This window comes from Mycolicibacterium celeriflavum (assembly GCF_010731795.1).
Lineage (GTDB): Bacteria > Actinomycetota > Actinomycetes > Mycobacteriales > Mycobacteriaceae > Mycobacterium > Mycobacterium celeriflavum.
Window position 1 is genome coordinate 1,789,435 of record NZ_AP022591.1, and the last position, 19,629, is coordinate 1,809,063.

Genomic DNA, 19,629 nt, shown 5'->3' on the forward strand with positions numbered 1-19,629 from the left:
TGTGGGAGTGATTGTCTGACCGACCAGAATTGTTTACTGTCGTCCTTACAGTCAGCCATTCGATGGTACGCCGGCCAGGCGCGGCGGCGAAGGAAACGGGTGCAATGAGCGGAAAACGCAAGATCGTCGTGGTGGGCGCGGCCTCCGGCATCGGGGCGGCCGTCGCGACCCACTTCCACGAGCGTGGCGATCACGTCCTCGCCGTCGACAGACGCGAGCAGCGAACCGCAGCAAGCGAGTATACCCGCTGCGATCTGCGTGACGGCGACAGCATCCGCGACCTGCTCGCCGGCATCGGATCCGGATGGGACATGCTGGCCCACGTCGCAGGTGTGCCCGGCACCGCACCAGCCGCCGACGTGCTCAAGGTCAACTACCTCGGCATGCGGCTGATGACTGAAGGCATGCTCCCCCTGCTACGCGAGGGCGGTTCGATCGTGGCCGTGGCCTCCACCGCCGCGCTCGGGTGGGAGCAGCGCACCGAGACGCTGTCCGGGCTGCTCGAACTCACCGACGCCGACGCCGTCGAACGCTGGCAGTCTCAGCAGGATCCGGACTATCCCGTGTACAGCACGTCGAAACAGGCGGTGATCCTGTACGCCAAGCGCCTTGCGGGCCAGGCATGGGCGAAGTACGGCGTACGCGTGAACACCGTGAGCCCCGGGCCGGTCGAAACGCCGATCCTCACCGACTTCGAACAGACCATGGGCAAGGAGGTTCTGGACATGTGCCGGGCCACGGTCGGCCGGCATGCGTCGGTCGACGACATCGTGCCGGCCATCTCGTTCCTAGGCTCCCCGGCGGCGCGCTGGATCACGGGCCAGGACCTGCAGGTCGACGCCGGGTTCATCAGCTCGATGACCGCCGGTACGCCGGTCCAGCTGTTATAGTCTACTGTAATAGTTACAGTACCTCTCGCAGGAACTATCCGAGCCCCTGGAGTGACCGGTGGAAAGCCCCGTTCAGGACGTCGCCCCCGACGAAGTGGCCGACCTCCTCCGTGACCCCTATCCCCTGTTCGCACAGCGGCGACGGGAGACCGGTGGCGTCTTTCGCGGCAGCGTCATGGACTGGTCCAAGACACCGGAGTCGATGCGTCCCGAACATCTCTACGCTGCAGTGTCCTTCGATGCGGTCAACCGGGTGTTCCGCGATGGCAAGGTCTTCAACTCCCAGATCTACGACAGCACCATCGGCCTGTTCATCGGCCCGACGATCCTGGCGATGGAAGGCAAGAAACACTGGGAGCACCGCAACCTCGTGTCCGCGGCGTTCAAGTCGAGGTCGCTGGCGCAGTGGGAGCCCCTGATCGTCCGCCCCGTCGTGACCGCGCTGATCGACGAGTTCGTCGACAGCGGCCAGGCGGATCTGGTGCGCGATTTCACCTTGGAGTTCCCCACCCGGGTCATCTCGAAGCTGTTGGGCCTGCCCGAGGACGACCTGCCGTGGTTCCGCAAGCGCGCCGTCGAACTGATCAGCTACACCATCAAGTACAAGCGTGCCTTCGAGGCGTCCGCGGCGCTCAAAGACTATTTCCTGCAACAGATCGAGCAGCGTCGATCCAAGCCGACCGAGGACATCATCGGCGATCTGGTCTCCGCTGAGATCGACGGCGAGAAGCTCAGCGATGAGGCGATCTACTCATTTCTGCGTCTGCTGCTCCCCGCCGGACTGGAGACCACGTTCCGCTCGTCGGGCAATCTGCTGTATCTGTTGCTGACCCATCCCGAGCAGTTTCGAGCCGTACAGGCCGACCGTGACCTGCTACCGGCTGCCATCGAGGAGGGGCTGCGGTACGAGACACCGCTGACCACCGTGCAGCGGTACGCAACCGCGAAGACCGAACTGGAGGGAGTCAAAATCCCCGCGGGATCGGTGATCGACGTGTGCATCGGCTCGGCGAACCGGGACGAGAAGCGCTGGGAACGCTCCGAAGAATTCGACATCTTCCGCAAACGCGTACCGCACATCTCCTTTGCCGCGGGCGAGCACACCTGCATGGGGCTGCATCTCGCCCGCATGGAGACCCGGGTCGCGGTCGAGTGCCTGCTGGACCGCCTGACCAACATCAACCTCGTCACCGATGACAACCCCCAAATCTGGGGCCAGCCCTTCCGGTCACCCACGGCGCTGCCGGTGACATTCGACCCGGCCGACTGACCAGTGCCCGCAACAGGTGCCGGAGAAACCCGCCAACGCCGCGACCGCGGGTCGATCAGCGCCGACGAAATCCTCAACGGCGCACTCGAAGTCGCCGCCGAGGTGTCGATCGACAATCTGAGCATGCCGCAACTGGCCAAACATCTCGGGGTGGGGGTCACCAGCATCTACTGGTACTTCCGCCGCAAGGATGACCTGCTCGACGCGATGACGAACCGGGCGTTGGAGCGCTTCGAATTCACCGTACCGACCATCGCAGCGTCGAACTGGCGAGAGTCGCTGCGCGATCACGCGCTGACGATGCGCCGACGGTTCCGCGCCGACCCGGTTCTCTGCGATCTGGTACTGATCCGCGGGCAGTACGGGCACCGCGCCATGCACGCCGCGCTGCAGAAACTCGGACAGCCGATCGGGGCGCTGATCGAGGCGGGGCTCAGCGCCGAGCAGGCGGTCGAGACGTACGGCGCGATCTCGGTGCACATCCGGGGATCGGTGGTTCTCGAACGGTTGCAGGAGCGGACCGAGGGCTTCCCGTCCCAGCTGGTCGATGGCGGCAGGTACATCGGGTTCGCGGACGACGTCGACTTCGCCTACGTCCTGGACAGCATCCTCGACCACGCCGAAGCGATCATCGCGGCGGCGTAGCTTTCGCCCTCGGTGCGCGATAGGCAACGGTCTTCGATTCCAGATACTGTTCGAAACCCTCGACGCCGCATTGCCGTCCGACACCGCTGTTCTTGAAACCGCCGAACGGCGCGTCGGCCCCGTAGAACATGCCGCCGTTGACCCCGAACGAGCCGGTGCGGATGCGACGGGCGATCGCCATGCCGCGCTCCAGCGATCGTGAGGAAACCGCGCCCGCCAGCCCGAAAGCGCTGTCGTTCGCGATGCGGACCGCTTCGTCGTCGTCGTCGAACGGCAGCACCACCAGCACGGGCCCGAACACCTCCTGCCGGGCGATCGCCGCGCCGTTGTCGACACCGACGATCACCGTCGGCGCCACGTAGTGCCCGCCGGCCAGGTGGTCGGGCAAGTTCGCGACGGCCCCGCCGCCCGTGGTGATCTCGGCACCGTCCGCGCGAGCCTGATCGACCGCGTCGAGGACTCGTCGCTTCTGCGCCGCGCTGATCACGGGGCCGACGAGGGTTTCGGGGATCACCGGATCCCCAATGGGCACAGCCTGATATGCGGCGGTGACGCTGGCGACGGCATCGTCGAACCGCGATCGGTGGACCAGCATGCGCGTGGTGGCGGCACAGGCCTGCCCCGCGTGAACGCACACACCGATCGCCGATCCGACGATCGCCGCCGGCGGTGCGTCTTCGAGCACGATCGACACCGACTTGCCGCCCAGTTCCAGGAACATCCGCTTCATCGTGTCGGCACCCGCGCGCATCAGCAGCTTGCCGACCGCGGTGGATCCGGTGAACGAGATCATGTCGACGCGGGGGTCGGCGCCCAGAAGCGCGGCCACGTCGTTGGACGGCGTCGGCACGACGTTGACGACGCCGGGCGGGATGTCGGTGTGCTCGGCGATGAGCCGGCCGAGGCGCGTCGCATTCCACGGGGTGTTCGGATCGGGTTTGAGCACGACGGTGTTCCCGGTCGCGAGCGCGGGACCGAGCTTGTTGAGGATCACCTCGATCGGGAAGTTGGACGGTGTGATCGCGGCTACGACACCGACCGGCTCCTTGACGACCATGCGCACATTGCGATCACCGAACAGCCCACCGCCGTCGAGCGTGCGCTCCCAGGGGAAGTCGAGCATCAGCCGCGCCGGATAGCGCAGCCCGTCTGCCAACGGCCAATCGAGTTGTGCGGACTGCGTCGTCATCACGGGACAGCCGACCTCGGCGATCAACTCCTCGCGCAGATCGTCCTGCTCGCGTTCGATCGCGGACTGCAACTGATCGAGACAACGCGCGCGCAACCGGCGGTTGGTCCGCCAGTCGGATTCGTCAAAAGCCCGGCGCGCCGCCGCGATCGCGCGGTCCATGTCGTCGGCGTCGGCGGCAGCGGTACTTCCCAGCGGCTGCCCGGTGGCCGGACTCAGGTTGTCGAACTGCTCCCCGGACGCCGATGCCACGAGCTGTCCGTCGATGAGCATCCGCGATTCGGCGCGTCCGCCTGCCCGCCTGCCGATGTCGATGCTGGTCTCGATCCGTTCTTCTGCATTTTTTGCGGAACTCACCCAGCTACCTCGTACAATCGGACTCTGCGGGACGACTAACTGTAAAGCTTACAGTAAGTTATTACAACAGCCGGAGTGACGGATACAAGGGAGCCGAGTTGGTCAAGGTCATGGAGGGCGTGCGCGTCCTCGAGGTCGCACAGTTCACGTTCGTTCCGGCGGCGGGAGCAATCCTCGCCGACTGGGGTGCCGACGTCATCAAGGTCGAACACCCGGTGCGCGGCGATACCCAGCGCGGCTTCATCAACATGGGCGGCTTCCAACTCGACCCCGACCGCCACCCACTGATCGAGCACCCCAACCGCGGCAAGCGCAGTATCGGCATCGACGTGTCGAAACCGGAGGGCCAGGAAGTTCTCTACGAGATCGCCAAGACCGCCGACGTCTTCCTCACGAACTACCTTCCGGCGCAGCGGCAGAAGAACAGGTTCGACGTCGAGCACATTCGCGCCGCAAACCCGGACATCATCTACGCGCGTGGCAGCGCATACGGCGACAAGGGACCCGAGCGTGACGTCGGCGGGTTCGACGGCACCGCGTTCTGGACGCGCAGCGGAGTAGGCCACGCGTTGACGCCGGAAGAGATTGGTGGGGCGCTGTCGCAAGGCATTCCGGCGTTCGGCGACTCGATCGGCGGCATGAACATCGCGGGCGGGATCTCGGCTGCGCTGTTTCATCGAGCGCGCACCGGCGAGGCAGTAGAACTCGACGTGTCGCTGCTGAGCACCGCATGGTGGGCGGCCGGCGCCAGCGTGACACAGGGCATGGAGACCGGGGAGACGATGCGCTCGCTGATGCCGGACGCGACCGGCCCGAGCGTGAACCCGTTCATGGCGAACTATCTGACCTCGGACGGCGGCACCATCAACCTGTGCATCGTCAGCCCGACCGGCTACATCCGCGATGCCTTCGCCCATCTCGGGCTGCCGGAACTGGCCGACGACCCGCGATTCTGCGACGTCATGCCGTTGATCGAAAACGCCTCCGCCGCAGCCGAATTGATCGCCGAGGCGATCCGCAGCAAGCCGTTCGACTACTGGCGCGAACATCTGAAGACGATGAAAGGCCAATGGGCGCCGTTCCAGAGCCTGCTCGACCTCGGCGGCGACGAGCAGGCACTCGCCAACGACATGGTCGTCGAGGTCGAGGCGGCCGACGGCGGTGATCCGTTCAAGGTGGTTCGCGGGCCGGTCCAGTTCAATCACGAGCCGCTGGAGACCACGCGCGCCCCGCAGGCCAGCGAGCACACCGAACTGGTTCTGATGGACATCGGCATGGACTGGGACCGCATCGAGGCGCTCAAGGACAAGGGCGCGATCGCGTAACCCCGTAACCTGGCGAGCGTGCGTGTCTGCTTCGCGCCACGCCGCAAATCGTAAGCGGTTTGCGCACGCTCACGGGATGCCGACCGTGCACAAAGTGCCGCTACTGCGCGGCGTGTCGTGTACAGACACGCACGCTCGCGCATAAGGGTGAGCACGCTCGCTCGCGGCAGTTAGGTACGGGACTAAACGCGCTCCACGCGCACGGGGACTCCGGTCAACCACGCCATCCCCGACAACGCCTCGACGTCGGCGGGGTCGCTCGACGTCAGCTGGTTGACGTTGGCGCCACCGGCGCGGTTCGCCAGTCGCCAGGAGCCCGTGCCCTTGTGGCCCCAGCCGTGCGGCACCGCGACCACCCCGGCGACCAGATCCTTGGTCGTCAGGACCGGAACCGTGATGGCGCCATGGGGCGAGCTGATCCGCACCTCGTCGCCGTCGACGATCTGCTGCTCGGCCGCATCGCCGACATGCATCAACGCATGCTGGCGAGGATCGCCACGCATCAGCAGCGGTGAGTTGTGCATCCACGAGTTCTCCGAGCGTGGCTCGCGCATGCCGATCATCCGCAGCGGGTAGCCGTCGGGGCGCGAACGCCGCGACAGCTTCTCGACCTCGGCGGCGATTCCGGCATGTTCCAAGCGCACACGTCGCGACAGGTACGCGACCGCTCCGCGCAGCACTCCCGTGCGGATGTGCGGTGACAGCACGACGCCGTGCGGATGCTCCTCGGTCAGCCGCCGCAGCGTCAATCCACCGCGACGCAGGCCAAACCGGTTGCCACCCTCTGACATTCGCACCAACACGTCCATCATCAGCCGTGGCGTCAACTCGAAACCGCACGCGTCAAGCAGCCTTCGCACACCATTGAAGACGGCGAAGGCCGGCACACGACGCCCCAGCCGCCCAGCGAGGTCCTCGACGATGTCCCATTCGCCTCGCGCCTCACCGACGGGTTTGACGACGGCTTCGGTGGCCTGTCGAAACGGTGTGGCCTGAAACGCCTGAAATGTGTACGGGAAGTCGTCGCGCTCGTACATCGTGGTGACGGGCAGGATGTAGTCGCACTGCGCGCTCGTCTCGGTGACGTAGAAGTCGAGCGCGACGGACAGCTCCAGTTCCCCGAACGCTGCCTCGAGTTCCTCACCGTTCGGCACCGACAGCACGGGATTGCCGGCCGAGACGAACATCGCCCGGATCCGGCGGTCACCCGGTGTGGTGATCTCCTTGGCCATCAGCGCCGCGGGCTCGGAACCGATCGCGCTCGGGGTTCCGCTGATCCGCGACCGCTTACGCCGATACGACCGCCGCATGACGGCGCCCATCGCGACGTTCTGCCACCTCTGGCCGACGGTGTGCATCGAGCTGAACACCGAACCGCCCGGCACATCGAGGTTGCCCGCCACCAGGTTGACCGCGTCAATGAGATAGGTGGTCAAGGTGCCGTGGCTACCCACGCAGGTGCCGAGCCTGCCGTAGACGGCGGCTCGCGGCGTCCGCACCAGGTCGTACGCCAGCGCGCGCACGCTGTCGGCATCGATACCGGTCTGCGCCGCAGTCGCCTCCGGAGTGAACGACCCGCACAACGAACGCAACCACTCGACGCCGTCGGCCTGCCGTTTCACTGTGACGATGTCGACGAGGCCGTCGGCGAACATCACCTGCAGCAGCGACAACAACAGCAACGAGTCCGTGTCCGGCACGACGCCCAGCCATTCGAACGCCATCGCGGTCTCACTGCGCCGCGGATCGACGATCACCACGCGGCCACCGCGCTTGACGATGTCGTGCATCCGGTCTTTGATCCGTGGTGCGGTGAGAAAACTTCCATGCGACACAACGGGATTGGCGCCCATCATGACCAGCAGGTCGGTGCGGGTCAGGTCCGGGATCGGGACCGACGTCGGCACGCCGTAGAGCAACTGGCTCGCGATCAGCCTGCTGTTGGTGTCCTGCGACGACGCGGTGAAGTAGTGCCCGTGGCGTCCGAGTCCCTTGATGAACAGCAGCGCCGCGAACGTGTGGGCATAGCTGAACGCACCCGGGTTGCCCATGTACCAGCCGACCGCGCCGGACCCGTTTCGGCGCAGGACCTCGCCCAGTCGTGACGCGATGTCGGACATCGCCTCGTCCCAGCCAACCGGCTCGAAACCGTCGGGACCCCGGCGCAGCGGGACGGTGACGCGGTCCGGGTCGTTGACCACCTCGGTGAACGCGATGCCCTTCTGGCAGGCAAAGCCGGCCGACAGCGGGTGCTGCTTGTCGGGCCGCAACGCCACCAGGTGTCCGTCCTCGACAGTGGCGATCATCCCGCACAACGGCTCGCAGATGCGGCAGAACGTCGGCTTGTGCTCGATCACCGGTGCCACGCCGACTACGATACTGTAAGCATTACAGTTAGCACAGGCCCGGCTCAGGAGGAATGCGCAGATGAATGACGTCGCGATCATCGGTGTCGGCCTGCATCCGTTCGGCCGTTTCGAGGGCAAATCGGCCATGGAGATGGGCGTCGACGCGATCTTCGCCGCCGTCGCCGACGCCGGCGTGGAGTGGAAGGACATCCAGTTCGCGACGGGCGGCAGCTGGACCGTCGCCAACCCGGACGCGATCGTCGGCATGGTAGGGTTGTCCGGCATCCCGTTCACCAACGTGTTCAACGCCTGTGCGACGGCGGCCAGCGCCGCCAAGGCTTGCGCCGACGGGATTCGACTGGGCGACTACGACATCGGCATTGCCATCGGCCTGGACAAGCACCCGCGCGGCGCGTTCACCGAAGATCCCGCCCTCGTCGGCATGCCGCGGTGGTACGCCGAAAATGGCCAGTACCTGACCACCCAGTTCTTCGGCATGAAGGCCAACCGCTATCTGCACGAGCACGGCATCAGCCAGCAGACACTGGCGAAGGTCGCGGCGAAGAACTTCCGCAACGGCGCGCTGAATCCGAACGCCTTCCGCCGTAAGCCCATCCCCGAGGACCAGATCCTCAACTCAACGATGCTGAATTATCCGCTCACCCAGTACATGTTCTGCGCCCCCGACGAAGGTGCGGCGGCCGTCGTGATGTGTCGCGCCGACATCGCCGAGCGCTACACCGCCAAGCCGGTGTACCTGCGGGCGGTCGAGGTTCGCACTCGTAAGTACGGCGCCTACGAGGTGAACACCACGTTCGCGCCGGTCGAGGAGGACGTCGCGCCGACCGTCTACGCCGCGAAAGCCGCGTTCGAAAAAGCCGGTATGGCACCGGAAGACGTCGACGTCATTCAGTTGCAGGACACCGACGCCGGAGCGGAGATCATCCACATGGCCGAGTGCGGGTTCTGCGCCGACGGCGAGCAGGAGAAGCTGTTGGCCGACGGGGCAACCGAGATCACCGGCTCCCTGCCGGTCAACACCGACGGGGGCCTGATCGCCAACGGCGAGCCGATCGGCGCGTCGGGTCTTCGGCAGATCCACGAACTGGTGCGCCAACTGCGCGGCGAGGCGGGCGACCGCCAAGTCCCGGGAGAACCGAAAGTCGGCTTCTCTCAACTGTATGGCGCGCCGGGCACCGCCGCCGCGACGATCTTGACCACCTGACCCGCTCTGCTCGCGAGCGGCGGATCAGCGCATAACCGCGAAAACATCGAGCTACGCAGGCATGCTGTAGGCCATGCCCACGATCACCACGAGCGACGGCGTCGACATCTTCTTCAAGGACTGGGGCTCGGGTCAACCGATCGTGTTCAGCCACGGTTGGCCGCTGTCGGCCGACGACTGGGACACCCAGATGCTGTTCTTCCTGAAGCACGGGTACCGCGTTGTCGCGCATGACCGTCGCGGCCACGGCAGGTCGTCGCAGGTTGCCGACGGTCACGACATGGACCATTACGTCGACGATCTTGCCGCGGTCGTCGAACACCTCGACCTGCGCGATGCGATCCATGTCGGACACTCGACGGGCGGCGGCGAGGTCGCGCATTACCTCGCGCGCCACGGTGAGAGTCGAGCGGCCAAGGCGGCGCTCATCAGCGCTGTGCCGCCGCTGATGGTCAAGACCGAGGCCAATCCAGCCGGACTGCCGAAGGATGTGTTCGACGACCTGCAGGCGCAATTGGCCGCCAACCGCTCGGAGTTCTATCGCGCGTTGCCGTCCGGCCCGTTCTACGGATTCAACCGCCCCGGTGTCGAGGCATCGGAAGCGATCATCGCGAATTGGTGGCGCCAGGGCATGATGGGCGGCGCCAAGGCGCACTACGACGGCATCGTCGCGTTCTCGCAGACGGACTTCACCGAGGACCTCAAGAAGATCACCGTTCCGGTTCTGGTGATGCACAGCGAGGACGACCAGATCGTGCCGTACGTCGCCGCGGGTCCGCGGTCCGCCGAACTGCTGCCGAACGGCACGCTGAAGACCTACCGGGGATTCCCGCACGGCATGCCGACCACGCATGCCGACGTCATCAACGCCGACCTGCTGGATTTCCTCCGGTCCTGAGCCCTACTTCAACACCCGACGCGACAGCCGACCGATTGCGCGGCGCATCGGATCCGAGATGAACACGGCGACAAGGCCATTGCCGACGTCTTCGCGTAGACGCGTCAGCTTCGAGCTCTTGATGCGCCACTGCCCGTCGGCTTTCTCGTACGTCTCGGTGTAGTGCCCGTACCCACGCAGGTTGATGCCAGGACCGAATCGCACGACGTCCTCCAGTGCCCACACACCGCGCGCCGTCGTCGGCGAGGTGATCACGATCTCCGGTGCATGCACCTGATGCACGGTCGCCTGGTTGCGCAGACTTTTTCGGGTGAACGCGACGAACTTGTCTGCGCCGTCGATTACCTTGCCGCCCGCTTCGGAGGTGTCGCTGAGAAAGTCGTCGGTGAAGATGGTGCGCCAGGCCGCCCACTGCTTGGTGTCGAGCAGCCTGCAGTAGCGCGCCTTCAACTGTTTGATCGCTTCGATCTCGACAAGATCGGCTTCGGTCACTTGGCCATCTCTTTCGCGCGTTCGACATAGAACCGCGCGGCGCGTCTGATCGACTCGGCGGTCGGCCGTGGCTGCCAGCCCAGTTCTCTGGTCGCCTTACTGTGGTCCGCCGGCGGCATGATGTGCAACAGTCGGACACCGGTCGCGTTGATCGGAACCTCGCGTCGCACCAGCCTGCCGACGACGTTCGCCACGCGCACCGAGGCGTACACCACAGCGAGCGGGACGCCGAATCGCGGTGGCGTCGCCCCCACTTCGGTTGCCGCTGTCTGCAACATGTCTCGCATCGACATGTATGACTCGGAGATGATGTACCGCTCGCCTATCCCGCCGTTCTCCCCGGCGAGCAGAAATGCCTCTGCGACATCCTCGATGCCGACGACCTCGGTGTGCACACCTGTGATGTAGGCGGGAATCTTGCCGAACGCGGCGTACTGCACCATCAACCCCTGATGCGGCTGCCAATCGCCCGGGCCGTACGGGTTCGACACGCACATTGCCACCGCCGGAAGCCCACGTTCGCGCACGTAGCGCAGCACGAGATCTTCTGCCTGCCGGCGTGATTCGATGTACGCACCGCCCTTGTCGCCCCAGTCGAACGGCATGTCCTCGGTGACCGGACCTCGTCCGTCGCCCAGCGCGATCGTGCCGATGGTGCTGCAGAACACGAACCGATGAAGGTCGGCCTCGGCGGCGACGTCGAGCACCCGCTGCAGGCAGTTGACGTTCGTCTCGAACAGCGGCGCCGGGTCGCGCAGGTGGAAGCGGGTGTCCACGATGCAGTAGTAGACGACGTCGCGGTCCGACATCGCCGCTCGCAGTGCCTCGTCGTCGTAGAGATCGCCGTAGCAGCGCTCCACCTCGAGGTCGTCTATGGCCACTGTCGAACTGGTCTTGCGCAGGTACACCCGCACGTCGTCGCCGCGCTCGACGAGTTTGCGGGTGACGTGTGAGCCGACGAAGCCGCTGGGCCCCATCACGAGTGCTCGGCGGTTGGCGGGCGGCAATGTTGTCACCTTCCGTGGGTCACGAACGTGCGCAAGTGTTGCTGGAAGCGCGGCGTGGCGTGCGCAAGCACGCACGCTCGCGCAGTGAAAGCTTAGGACGCTTTCTTGGCGACGGGCGCGTAGGCCGGCTTACCGAGGCCCAGCACGTACTGCGCAATCATGTTGCGGAACACCTCCAGCGTGCCACCGTAGATGCCGACCAGCGGCGCGAAGCGATACACGTACTCCGCAGCGCCGTCGTCGGCGGCACCGTCGGCGCCGAGCGGCAGCGACGACGCGGTGCCGAGGAGGTCCATCAGAACCGGCGAAATGTCCCGCATTGTCTGCGCCAGCGCCACCCGGCCGAAGATGCTGGTGGCCGAGAACGCCGCCTCCATGCGGGCGACGCTGCGTCCCAACCGGTACGCCACCGAGCCGTCGTCGATCAACCTGCGTCCGTTGGGTTCTGGCTCCGTGACCTTCGCCGCGGCCTTGTCGACCGCGGCGGCCATGGTGTTGGCCTGATGCATCATGATCGAGACGTCCTGAAGACCGTCGGCCGCCGCTTCGACCGCGCCGTGCTCGACGTTGAGCGGTTCGCGCACCACCGTCCAGCCGTCGTTCACCTCGCCGAGGCGATACTTGTCGTCCACGCGCACATCGCTGTAGTACACGATGTTCGTCCGATCACCGTCGACGGTGCGGATGCCCTGGATCTCGATGCCCGGCGAGTCCAGCGGTACCAGGAACATGGTGAGGCTCTTGTGCTTCGGTGCGTCGGGATCGGTGTTGGTGATCAAGAAGACGTACTGGCAGTTGTGCGCTCCGGTGGTGAACATCTTCGAGCCATTAATGACCCACCCGTCGCCGTCGCGCACGGCTCTGGTCTTGCACGTCGCGACGTCGGATCCGCCTTCGGGTTCGGTGTAGCCCAGGCAAAGCCGGACCTCGCCGGTGTACACCCGCGGCATCACCTCGGCCTTGAGTTCGGGGGAGCCGAACTTGTCCACCGACCGCGCGATCATTGCGGTGGTGCCGAACGTCACCCACGGCACGTGTGCGCGGCGCTTCTCCAGTTCCCAAATCCGACGCCGGACCCGGTTGAACCCGCCTTCGGATTCGGGCTTCCATTCGCGCGCGAGGTAACCGGCCTTGCCGAGCGCGAGGTGGACGCCTTCGTCGAAGTTGTCGCCGGTCTCACGATCGCGGCGCCGGACGTCCTCGGTGACTATCTCACGCAGGAACGCGCGCGCCTCGTCCTGGAAGGCCTGGTCTTCGTCGGAGAGTTCGACCCGTGAGAAATCCATTTACTCGCCCTCTCCACTTTCCCGCGCCGCGACGATCTCGGCGATGTACTTGGCGCTGGCGGCGGGGTCCCCTCCGGCCAGCGCCCAGCCTCTGGCGCGTAACAGGTATGCGCTGGCGGCGGCCTCGGCCGAAACCCCGAGCCCGCCCTGGACCTGGACCGCCATCGTGGCGGCCTTGGACGCCTCTTCGGCCATGAACACGAATGCCGAGGGGGCCAGTTCGGGCCGCTCGTCGGGCTCGTTGTCGAGGAACCACGCCGCGCGGCGCGCGAGGTTGCGCCCGCCCTGGACCGTGATCGCGATATTGGCCAGCGGATGCGAGATCGCCTGCAATGTCGAGATCGGCACACCGAGGGTGTAGCGGGTCTTGGCGAACTCGGCCGCGATGGTCATCGTCTCTTCGACGAGGCCGACCAGCGCCGCGGCGGTCAAGACGCGCCATTCGTCCAGTGCCCGTTGATATTCCGCCAGCGCCTGGGTCCCGCTCGCCAGGACCGTCCGGCTGTCAGCGGCCGACGGGTCGATCCAGGCCATCGGCAACCGGCCGATGTTGTCGACCTTGACGGGCCGGGTGGCGAAGGTCAGCTTGACGATGTCGTCTCCGGCGCGCACGACGAGATGGTCGGCGACCGCTCCGCTGGGCAGCAGTCGCATCCCGGGGGCGCTGTCCTGCTGTGGGTCGAGGCCGACGATCTGCGTGCCGCTGACGATTTCAGGATCGACGGAGCCGAGTCGGCCGAGCAAGCGCGCAGCGCAGACGTGGTCGATCCACGGCACCGGGGCCAGCGACCGGCCGATCTCCTCGGCCACCAACGTCAGGTCGACCAGCGTCGCGCCGTCGCCGCCCAGGGCTTCGGGCAGCGCCATCGTGGTCGCGCCCGTGGTGCACAGCCGCTCCCACAGGCTCTTGTCGAAGCCGGATGCCTCTGCCGCGCGGACGGTTTCGATCGAACAGTGGGTCTTGAAGAAGTCCTTGTACGCCGCCTGTAGCGCCTGGTGGTCCTCGGACAGGCTGTAGTCGAGCCTGCGCAGTTCGTAGCGGTCCATCACTGCTCCTGGTCGTCGGTCCCGAAGAAGAACTCGTGGGCGTTGTTGTACAGGTAGTTGTCCAGCGCCTCGGCGGGCAGGTCGAGGGCGAGGGCCTCGGGAACGACCCGGCGCATCTTGAGCACCGGCCAGTCCGACGCATAGATCACCTTGTTCGGTCCTCGGGTGCGCATGTAGTGAAGCAGGCTGTCGGGCAACCGCTTCGGCGACCACGCCGACGTCATCAGGCGAAGATTCTGGTACTTGATCAGCAGTCGGATCGCGACGTCCCACCACGGATCGGCACCGTGGATCATGCACAGCTTGAGTTCGGGGAACCGCACGCAGACCCGGTCGAGGTGGATCGGGTTCTGCGCCTCGCCGGGAATCGGCGGTCCCGGCAGGCCGGTGTTGACGCACAGCGGCAACCCGAGTTCGGCGCACTTGGTGTAGAGCGGGTAGTACACGGCGTCGCTGGGCGGATACTGACCGTCGCCCCAGAAGCTCGGTCCCACAGCCGTATACGCCACCGGCAGGTCCTTGACGACGGCCGTCAGCTCCCGCAGTGACGGGATGGGCCGCAACAGGTTGACACCCCCCATCGCCAGCGCGAACCTGTCGGGCCTGGCGTCGACGAACTTGCGCGCCGTCGTCGAGGGTTTGGCGATGCTGTCCATCAGGATCGCCTTGACGACGCCCTGTTCGTCCATCTCGTCGAGCAATTCGCTCAGATCGACGGGCGCGAACATCGACTGCGGGCCCTTGAAATAGTCGTCGCGGACCTTGAGCATCCACGTCGGCTGTTGCTCGGTCTCGCCGAAGTGGACGTTGACCAGGCAGTCAATGGCCCGGTTGGCCTTCGGGGAGGCTTGGGCGCTCATGTCAGCGACGCCTGTTGTGTTGCGGTGCTTTTCGCCCAGCGGTAATCGGGCTTGCCGTTGCCGAGGCGACGAATCTGATCGACAAAGATGAACTCCTTCGGCGACTTGAAACGTGCGAGGCTCGACGTGCAGTGTGTGCGCAGTGCGTCGTGGGTGGCATGCGCGCCGTCCCGCAGTGCGACGAGTGCCACCACTTCCTGGCCCCACCGCTCGCTGGGCCGCCCCACCACCAGCGCGTCGGCGATCCCTGGGTGGCCGCGCAACACTTCCTCGACCTCCTCGACGAACACCTTCTCGCCCCCGGTGTTGACCACCAGTGAGTCGCGGCCGAACAACCGCAGCGTGCCGTCGGCCGCCAGCGATCCCCGGTCGCCGGAGATCACCACGCGGCGGCCGTCGACGACCGGGAACGTCCGTCGTGTCGCCGCTTCGTCGTCGAAGTAGCCCAGCGGAATGCGCCCGCCGCGGGCGACGAAGCCGACCTCGTCTTCGCCGGGGGCCAAGAAGCGGCGGTAGTCCTCGGACAGCACCAGCGCACCTTCACGCAGTTCGAAGGTGTCCTTTTCCTGGCCGCGCTGGCTGCGGCCGAACCCGACGTTGCCGGTTTCGGAGGACCCGTACCCGTTGATCAACGTGATCTGCGGCAGCAGGTCCAATAGCGCGCGTTGGTGTTTCGGATTGGTCGCCGCTCCCCCGGTCCCGATCGCGAACAACGACGACAGGTCATAGGAGCCGCTGCGCAACTCGTCGACCAGCGGCGCGGCGTAGGCGTCCCCGACCATCGTCATCAGGCCGACCTTCTCCCGTTGCGCGGTTTCCAGTACCGCGCGCGGGTCGAACCTCGTCCGGTCATAGAGGATCACCGGCAGGCCGTTGAGCAGAGCGGCGAACGCCGTCCACATCCCAGCGGCGTGCATCAGCGGAGATACCGCGAACCACGGTTGACCCCCGTGTGCGACCTTGGCGTGAATCTCGTCGACGGAGTCGTGATCGGCACCGTTCATCGAGATGACGTAGGTGTCGCTCTGGCGCCACATCACGCCCTTGGGTCGGCCGGTGGTGCCGCCGGTGCACACCATCATCACGTCGTCGGGCGACGGCGCGATGTGGTGGTCGGTATCGCCTTGCCCCAGCGCATCTTCCAACGGAGTCGCACAGGGCAACTGCGGAACCGAACTGTCGTCGTCGACCGAGATCATCAGGTCGGCGCTCGCCGGCGGGAGCACGTCGGCGAACCTCGGCCCGAAGGACCGGTGGTAGATGACCGCGCGGGGGCGTAGGTAGTCGAGGAGTTCGGCGACCTCGCGGGGGGTGTAGTTGTAGTTCACGTTCACCGGCACCGTGCGCGCCTTCAGGCAGCCGATCACCATGTCGGGGTAGAGGTCGTTGTGCATGAGCAGCGCGACGCGGTCCTGCCCGCACTCCCAGTTCTGCAGTTCGGCGCGTTCGCGGTGCGCGCCGAACCCGTGGCCGGCAAGGTAGTTCGCGAGCCGACGGGTGCGGTCGGCCGACTCACCGAACGTGCTGCGGCGGGCGCCGCAGACCGTCATCAGCCGATCCGGCACCGCCTGGGCGATCGCGTCGAGGACCGCCCCGATGGTCCATTCGCTCATCGTTGGGCGCCGGCCCGCACGTTCGCGCCGAGCAGCTCGAGAGCATTGTCGCGCATCACCTTCCGGGTGTCTTCGACACTGAACTCGGGGAACTGCGGGATGTCGGCGGTGAACGCCATGGGGTCGGCGAGGCCTTCACCGTGCGGCCAGTCCGAACCGAACAGGATCTTGTCCACGCCGATGGTCTCGGCCAGCAGTTTGACGTCGTCCTCGTAGTACGGCGCGATCCAGACGTTGTTGCGCAACTGCTCGACCGGGTCCTCCTTGAAGTGGTACGGCGCCGTGTTGGCCGCCTTCTTCAGCCGCTTGATCAACCGATAGACGAAGTAGGAGCCGTTCTCGATGCTGGCCACCTTCAGCTTCGGATGCCGGGTGAACACCTGGTGCACGATCATCGAGGCCATCGTGTCGTGGATGGCGCGGTCGTCGAGCAGAACCTGGTCGAGCGGGTCCTTCTTGCCGAAGCCCTCGAACGTCGACTTGCCGCCCCACAGCGCCGCGATCGCCAGGTATCCGCTGTCGGACAGGTGGAAGATCACCGGAACGCCGGCTTCGGCGAGGCGCGCCCAGACCGGGTCGTGCAGCGGGTCGCCCAGCGACCGCGGTTTCACCACGCCGGGCACCGGTGCGGGTCGCACGCATACCGTCTTGGCGCCCCGACCCAGGACGAACTCGACCTCTTCGACAGCCTTGTCGGGGTCGGCCAGCGAGATGATCGGCGCCGAGATGAACCGGTGGTCGGGCCGGTCAAAGCCCCAATCCTCGTCCAACCACAGGTTGAACGCGTGCACCGACGCCATCGTCGCCTCGATGTCGTGCTTGAGCGCCTCCTCGACGCCGCACGCGAACGTCGGCAGCATGAACACCGTCTCGAGGTTCTGCTTGTCGAGGATCTTCACCCGGGCGTCACGGTTCTGATACTCGGGATGGTCGGCCAACCGGTCGACCTTCATCAGTGACGCCGGGTCGACGCCGTCGGGGATCTCGCCGCGGAACAGCAGGTCCAGGCAGCCCGGTTCGATGATCGGGTCGAACGTCGGGTTCGGAATGAATTGGTTGATGACGCCACCCATGACCGCGAACGTCCGCTTGCCATCGGAAAGCATCTGCACCCCACGGCGTTTGAACTCCTTGGGCAGGTGCCTGGTGAAGGAGTCGATCGGCTCGTAGTAGTGGTTGTCGACGTCGATGGCCATGTAGTCCAGCGGCTTCGGGGAAGTCATCGGGTGTCCTCCTGCTCCGGTGTCAAGGGCGGAAAGTTCGGTGGGCGCTTCTCGAAGAAGCTCGTGATGCCCTCGATGAAGTCGGGCCGCGTCATCGACTCGTGCATCAGCTTCTCGGCGTGGTCGCTGGCTTCGACGACATTGCGCATGGTGTCTGCGTACACCTGTTGTTTGATCACCGCCAGCGAACTGGGCGCGCAGTTGGCGGCGATGTCCTCGGCATAGCCGATTGCGCGGGACAGCAACTCGTCCGTCGGAAGCACCTCGTTGACCACGCCGAGCCGGGCGGCCTCGTCGGCGAAGAACACCCGGCCGGACAGCAGCAGGTCCATCGCCACCCCGGTGCCCACGATCCGCGGCAGGATCCAGGAGATGCCGTATTCGGCGATCAGCCCGCGTCGCGCGAACGAGGTGGTGAACTTGGCGCCGTCGGCCGCGAAGCGCACGTCGCACATCAGCGCCAGCGTCAAACCCATTCCCGCGCAGGCGCCGTTGATCGCGGCGACGACGGGTTTGCGCATGCTCATCACGAAATGTGGATGGCGCGCGCCGACCAGCTTTCCGACGTCGGTGTCGCCGGCGGTGTCGACGGTGGCGGCGCTGATCGTCGTCAGATCCCCCATGTCCGCGCCGGCGCAAAACGCTCGGCCGCTGCCGGTGACCACGATCGCCCGCACGTCGGGATCCGCCTCGGCGCAGTCCAGTCGCTCGTAGAACATGGTGGCGAGCCCGCCGCCCCAACCGTTCATCCGCTCCGGCCGATTCAGCGTGATGAGCGCGACGCCGGTGTCACGCACCTCGTAGCGCACCGGCGTGGCGACCGGTTCGGCGACGTGGTCAGGAGCGCTCACCCGGCAGTCCTCCTCCAGCGGTCCGAGGCTTGTGAATGCTCATACTGTACACCTATCGGTAGCGTCTTCCGCAACTGCCGGCTAGTCACGTGCCGACCAGCCCGAACCGCCGATACGCAGCGTCGATCTGGGCTTTCGCCTCAGCAGGCAGCTCCGCCTGCGGGGGCCGCGAGTGCGGATACGCGCCGATGGGCAGGCCTAGCACCGATGCCGCGTACTTGAACGCGCCACCCCAATGCGTGAAGTAGTCCGGCCGACCCGGATAGCAGGTGAACCACGACCCCATGTCGAGGTCGAATTGGTCCAGCCCCGAATCCCGCGCATGGTCCATGGCCTCGATGAGCTTGTCGGCCAGGATCAGCTCCCAGTACTCCGAGAACGGCCGGTGCGCCGCGGTCTCGAACAGGTATCCGGCGGTGCCGAGTTGCGCAGGGCAGACGACACCGTCGCGCAGCCAACCGGCGCGGTACACGGTCTTGTCGCACTCCCATACGGCGAGTCCGGGTGCCAACTCGTGAAGCAACCGGCTGGCCGCGGGCCGGAACGCGCCCTCCTTCGTCGCGCACACCGCCGCAATCTCATCGAAGATCTCGGCGCTTTCGGCCGGCGTCAACACGTAACCCGACGACGGCGAGTTGAACATTCCGAGCGCGATGTCGGTGCGGTCGGCGATGTACCGGAAAAAGCGCAAGACTCCGACTCCGCCGTGCGCCTCCATCATCGGGGTCTGGATGTAGACGATGTCCGCGCCGGCCTCCTGCGCATGGCGCGTCAGCTCGAGGCAGTCCTTGGCCGCCGTCGCGGCCGTGCATGCCTGCACGACGACGTCGGGATTAGCGGCGCGACCCTCCTCGATCGCGACCTCCAGCAATCGTTTTCGTTCATCGATCGTCAGCGCCCAGAATTCGGCTATGCCGCTCGTGCACCACAGCAGCGGGTGGTTCAGAACACCGACGCAGTGCCGCACCAGCGCCCGATACGCGTCCCAGTCGATGTCGTCGCCGTCGACACCGCAGAACGGCGTGTAGAGCGAGTCGCCGATGCCCCGGAGATGGCTGCGCGCCCACTCCCGAGCGTCTTTCGCCGTCGCCACGATGATCTCC

At 66.1% G+C, this 19,629-nt stretch carries 17 protein-coding genes; 6 read left to right on the top strand and 11 right to left on the bottom strand.

The window, feature by feature from the left end:
* Window positions 1–104: 104 nt before the first annotated feature.
* Genes G6N18_RS08775 through G6N18_RS08785 form a run of 3 tightly spaced genes read left to right on the top strand, consistent with a single transcriptional unit; the run spans window position 105 to window position 2,805 of the window.
* Window positions 105–890: a coniferyl-alcohol dehydrogenase gene (locus G6N18_RS08775; protein ID WP_083001983.1), complete on the top strand. Its 786-nt coding sequence runs from the start codon at window positions 105–107 to the stop codon at window positions 888–890.
* Between the two features lie 58 nt (window positions 891–948).
* A complete protein-coding gene (locus G6N18_RS08780; RefSeq protein ID WP_083001985.1) occupies window positions 949–2,160 on the top strand; it encodes a cytochrome P450 in 1,212 nt (403 codons plus the stop codon).
* Between the two features lie 3 nt (window positions 2,161–2,163).
* Window positions 2,164–2,805, top strand: a complete 642-nt coding sequence (locus tag G6N18_RS08785; protein ID WP_083001987.1) for a TetR/AcrR family transcriptional regulator — start codon at window positions 2,164–2,166, stop codon at window positions 2,803–2,805.
* Here the strand turns inward: G6N18_RS08785 and G6N18_RS08790 are convergent.
* Window positions 2,789–4,267 carry an aldehyde dehydrogenase family protein gene (locus tag G6N18_RS08790; protein WP_109749456.1) on the bottom strand — a complete coding sequence of 493 codons (1,479 nt, stop codon included), beginning with the start codon at window positions 4,265–4,267 and terminating at the stop codon, window positions 2,789–2,791. The two genes, G6N18_RS08785 and G6N18_RS08790, sit on opposite strands and share 17 nt — an antisense overlap.
* Before the next feature lie 194 nt (window positions 4,268–4,461).
* Between G6N18_RS08790 and G6N18_RS08795 the strand changes: the two genes are divergently transcribed.
* Entirely contained in the window at window positions 4,462–5,676 is a 1,215-nt protein-coding gene (locus tag G6N18_RS08795) for a CaiB/BaiF CoA transferase family protein (protein WP_067214184.1), read from the top strand.
* 182 nt (window positions 5,677–5,858) lie between these two features.
* On the opposite strand, the gene G6N18_RS08800 is transcribed toward G6N18_RS08795, so the two are convergent.
* Complete coding sequence (locus tag G6N18_RS08800) at window positions 5,859–7,982, bottom strand: molybdopterin-containing oxidoreductase family protein (protein ID WP_407663577.1); 2,124 nt, start codon at window positions 7,980–7,982, stop codon at window positions 5,859–5,861.
* Between the two features lie 121 nt (window positions 7,983–8,103).
* Here G6N18_RS08800 and G6N18_RS08805 point away from each other — a divergent pair, with 121 nt between their 5' ends.
* Entirely contained in the window at window positions 8,104–9,249 is a 1,146-nt protein-coding gene (locus G6N18_RS08805) for a thiolase family protein (protein WP_083002178.1), read from the top strand.
* 73 nt (window positions 9,250–9,322) lie between these two features.
* Window positions 9,323–10,147, top strand: coding sequence for an alpha/beta fold hydrolase (locus tag G6N18_RS08810; protein WP_083001991.1), 825 nt, complete (start codon window positions 9,323–9,325; stop codon window positions 10,145–10,147).
* A gap of 3 nt (window positions 10,148–10,150) precedes the next feature.
* On the opposite strand, the gene G6N18_RS08815 is transcribed toward G6N18_RS08810, so the two are convergent.
* From G6N18_RS08815 to G6N18_RS08855, 9 genes are all read right to left on the bottom strand, one after another.
* A complete protein-coding gene (locus tag G6N18_RS08815; RefSeq protein WP_067216091.1) occupies window positions 10,151–10,639 on the bottom strand; it encodes a nuclear transport factor 2 family protein in 489 nt (162 codons plus the stop codon).
* Window positions 10,636–11,616 (bottom strand): NAD-dependent epimerase/dehydratase family protein, encoded by a 981-nt coding sequence (locus tag G6N18_RS08820; RefSeq protein ID WP_083001993.1) that lies wholly within the window; start codon window positions 11,614–11,616, stop codon window positions 10,636–10,638. The genes G6N18_RS08815 and G6N18_RS08820 overlap by 4 nt, the downstream gene beginning before the upstream one ends.
* Before the next feature lie 122 nt (window positions 11,617–11,738).
* Window positions 11,739–12,932: an acyl-CoA dehydrogenase family protein gene (locus G6N18_RS08825; RefSeq protein ID WP_083001995.1), complete on the bottom strand. Its 1,194-nt coding sequence runs from the start codon at window positions 12,930–12,932 to the stop codon at window positions 11,739–11,741.
* Window positions 12,933–13,979: an acyl-CoA dehydrogenase family protein gene (locus tag G6N18_RS08830; RefSeq protein WP_067216081.1), complete on the bottom strand. Its 1,047-nt coding sequence runs from the start codon at window positions 13,977–13,979 to the stop codon at window positions 12,933–12,935.
* The gene (locus tag G6N18_RS08835; protein WP_067216078.1) at window positions 13,979–14,839 is read right to left on the bottom strand and encodes an amidohydrolase family protein; all 861 of its coding nucleotides are present in this window, start codon (window positions 14,837–14,839) and stop codon (window positions 13,979–13,981) included. Before G6N18_RS08835 ends, G6N18_RS08830 begins: the two co-directional genes overlap by 1 nt.
* Complete coding sequence (locus tag G6N18_RS08840) at window positions 14,836–16,452, bottom strand: acyl-CoA synthetase (protein WP_083001997.1); 1,617 nt, start codon at window positions 16,450–16,452, stop codon at window positions 14,836–14,838. Before G6N18_RS08840 ends, G6N18_RS08835 begins: the two co-directional genes overlap by 4 nt.
* Complete coding sequence (locus tag G6N18_RS08845) at window positions 16,449–17,675, bottom strand: amidohydrolase family protein (protein WP_067216072.1); 1,227 nt, start codon at window positions 17,673–17,675, stop codon at window positions 16,449–16,451. The genes G6N18_RS08840 and G6N18_RS08845 overlap by 4 nt, the downstream gene beginning before the upstream one ends.
* The gene (locus G6N18_RS08850) at window positions 17,672–18,526 is read right to left on the bottom strand and encodes an enoyl-CoA hydratase (RefSeq protein ID WP_067216068.1); all 855 of its coding nucleotides are present in this window, start codon (window positions 18,524–18,526) and stop codon (window positions 17,672–17,674) included. Before G6N18_RS08850 ends, G6N18_RS08845 begins: the two co-directional genes overlap by 4 nt.
* 85 nt (window positions 18,527–18,611) lie before the next feature.
* The gene (locus G6N18_RS08855) at window positions 18,612–19,619 is read right to left on the bottom strand and encodes a dihydrodipicolinate synthase family protein (protein ID WP_083001998.1); all 1,008 of its coding nucleotides are present in this window, start codon (window positions 19,617–19,619) and stop codon (window positions 18,612–18,614) included.
* Between the last annotated feature and the right edge of the window lie 10 nt (window positions 19,620–19,629).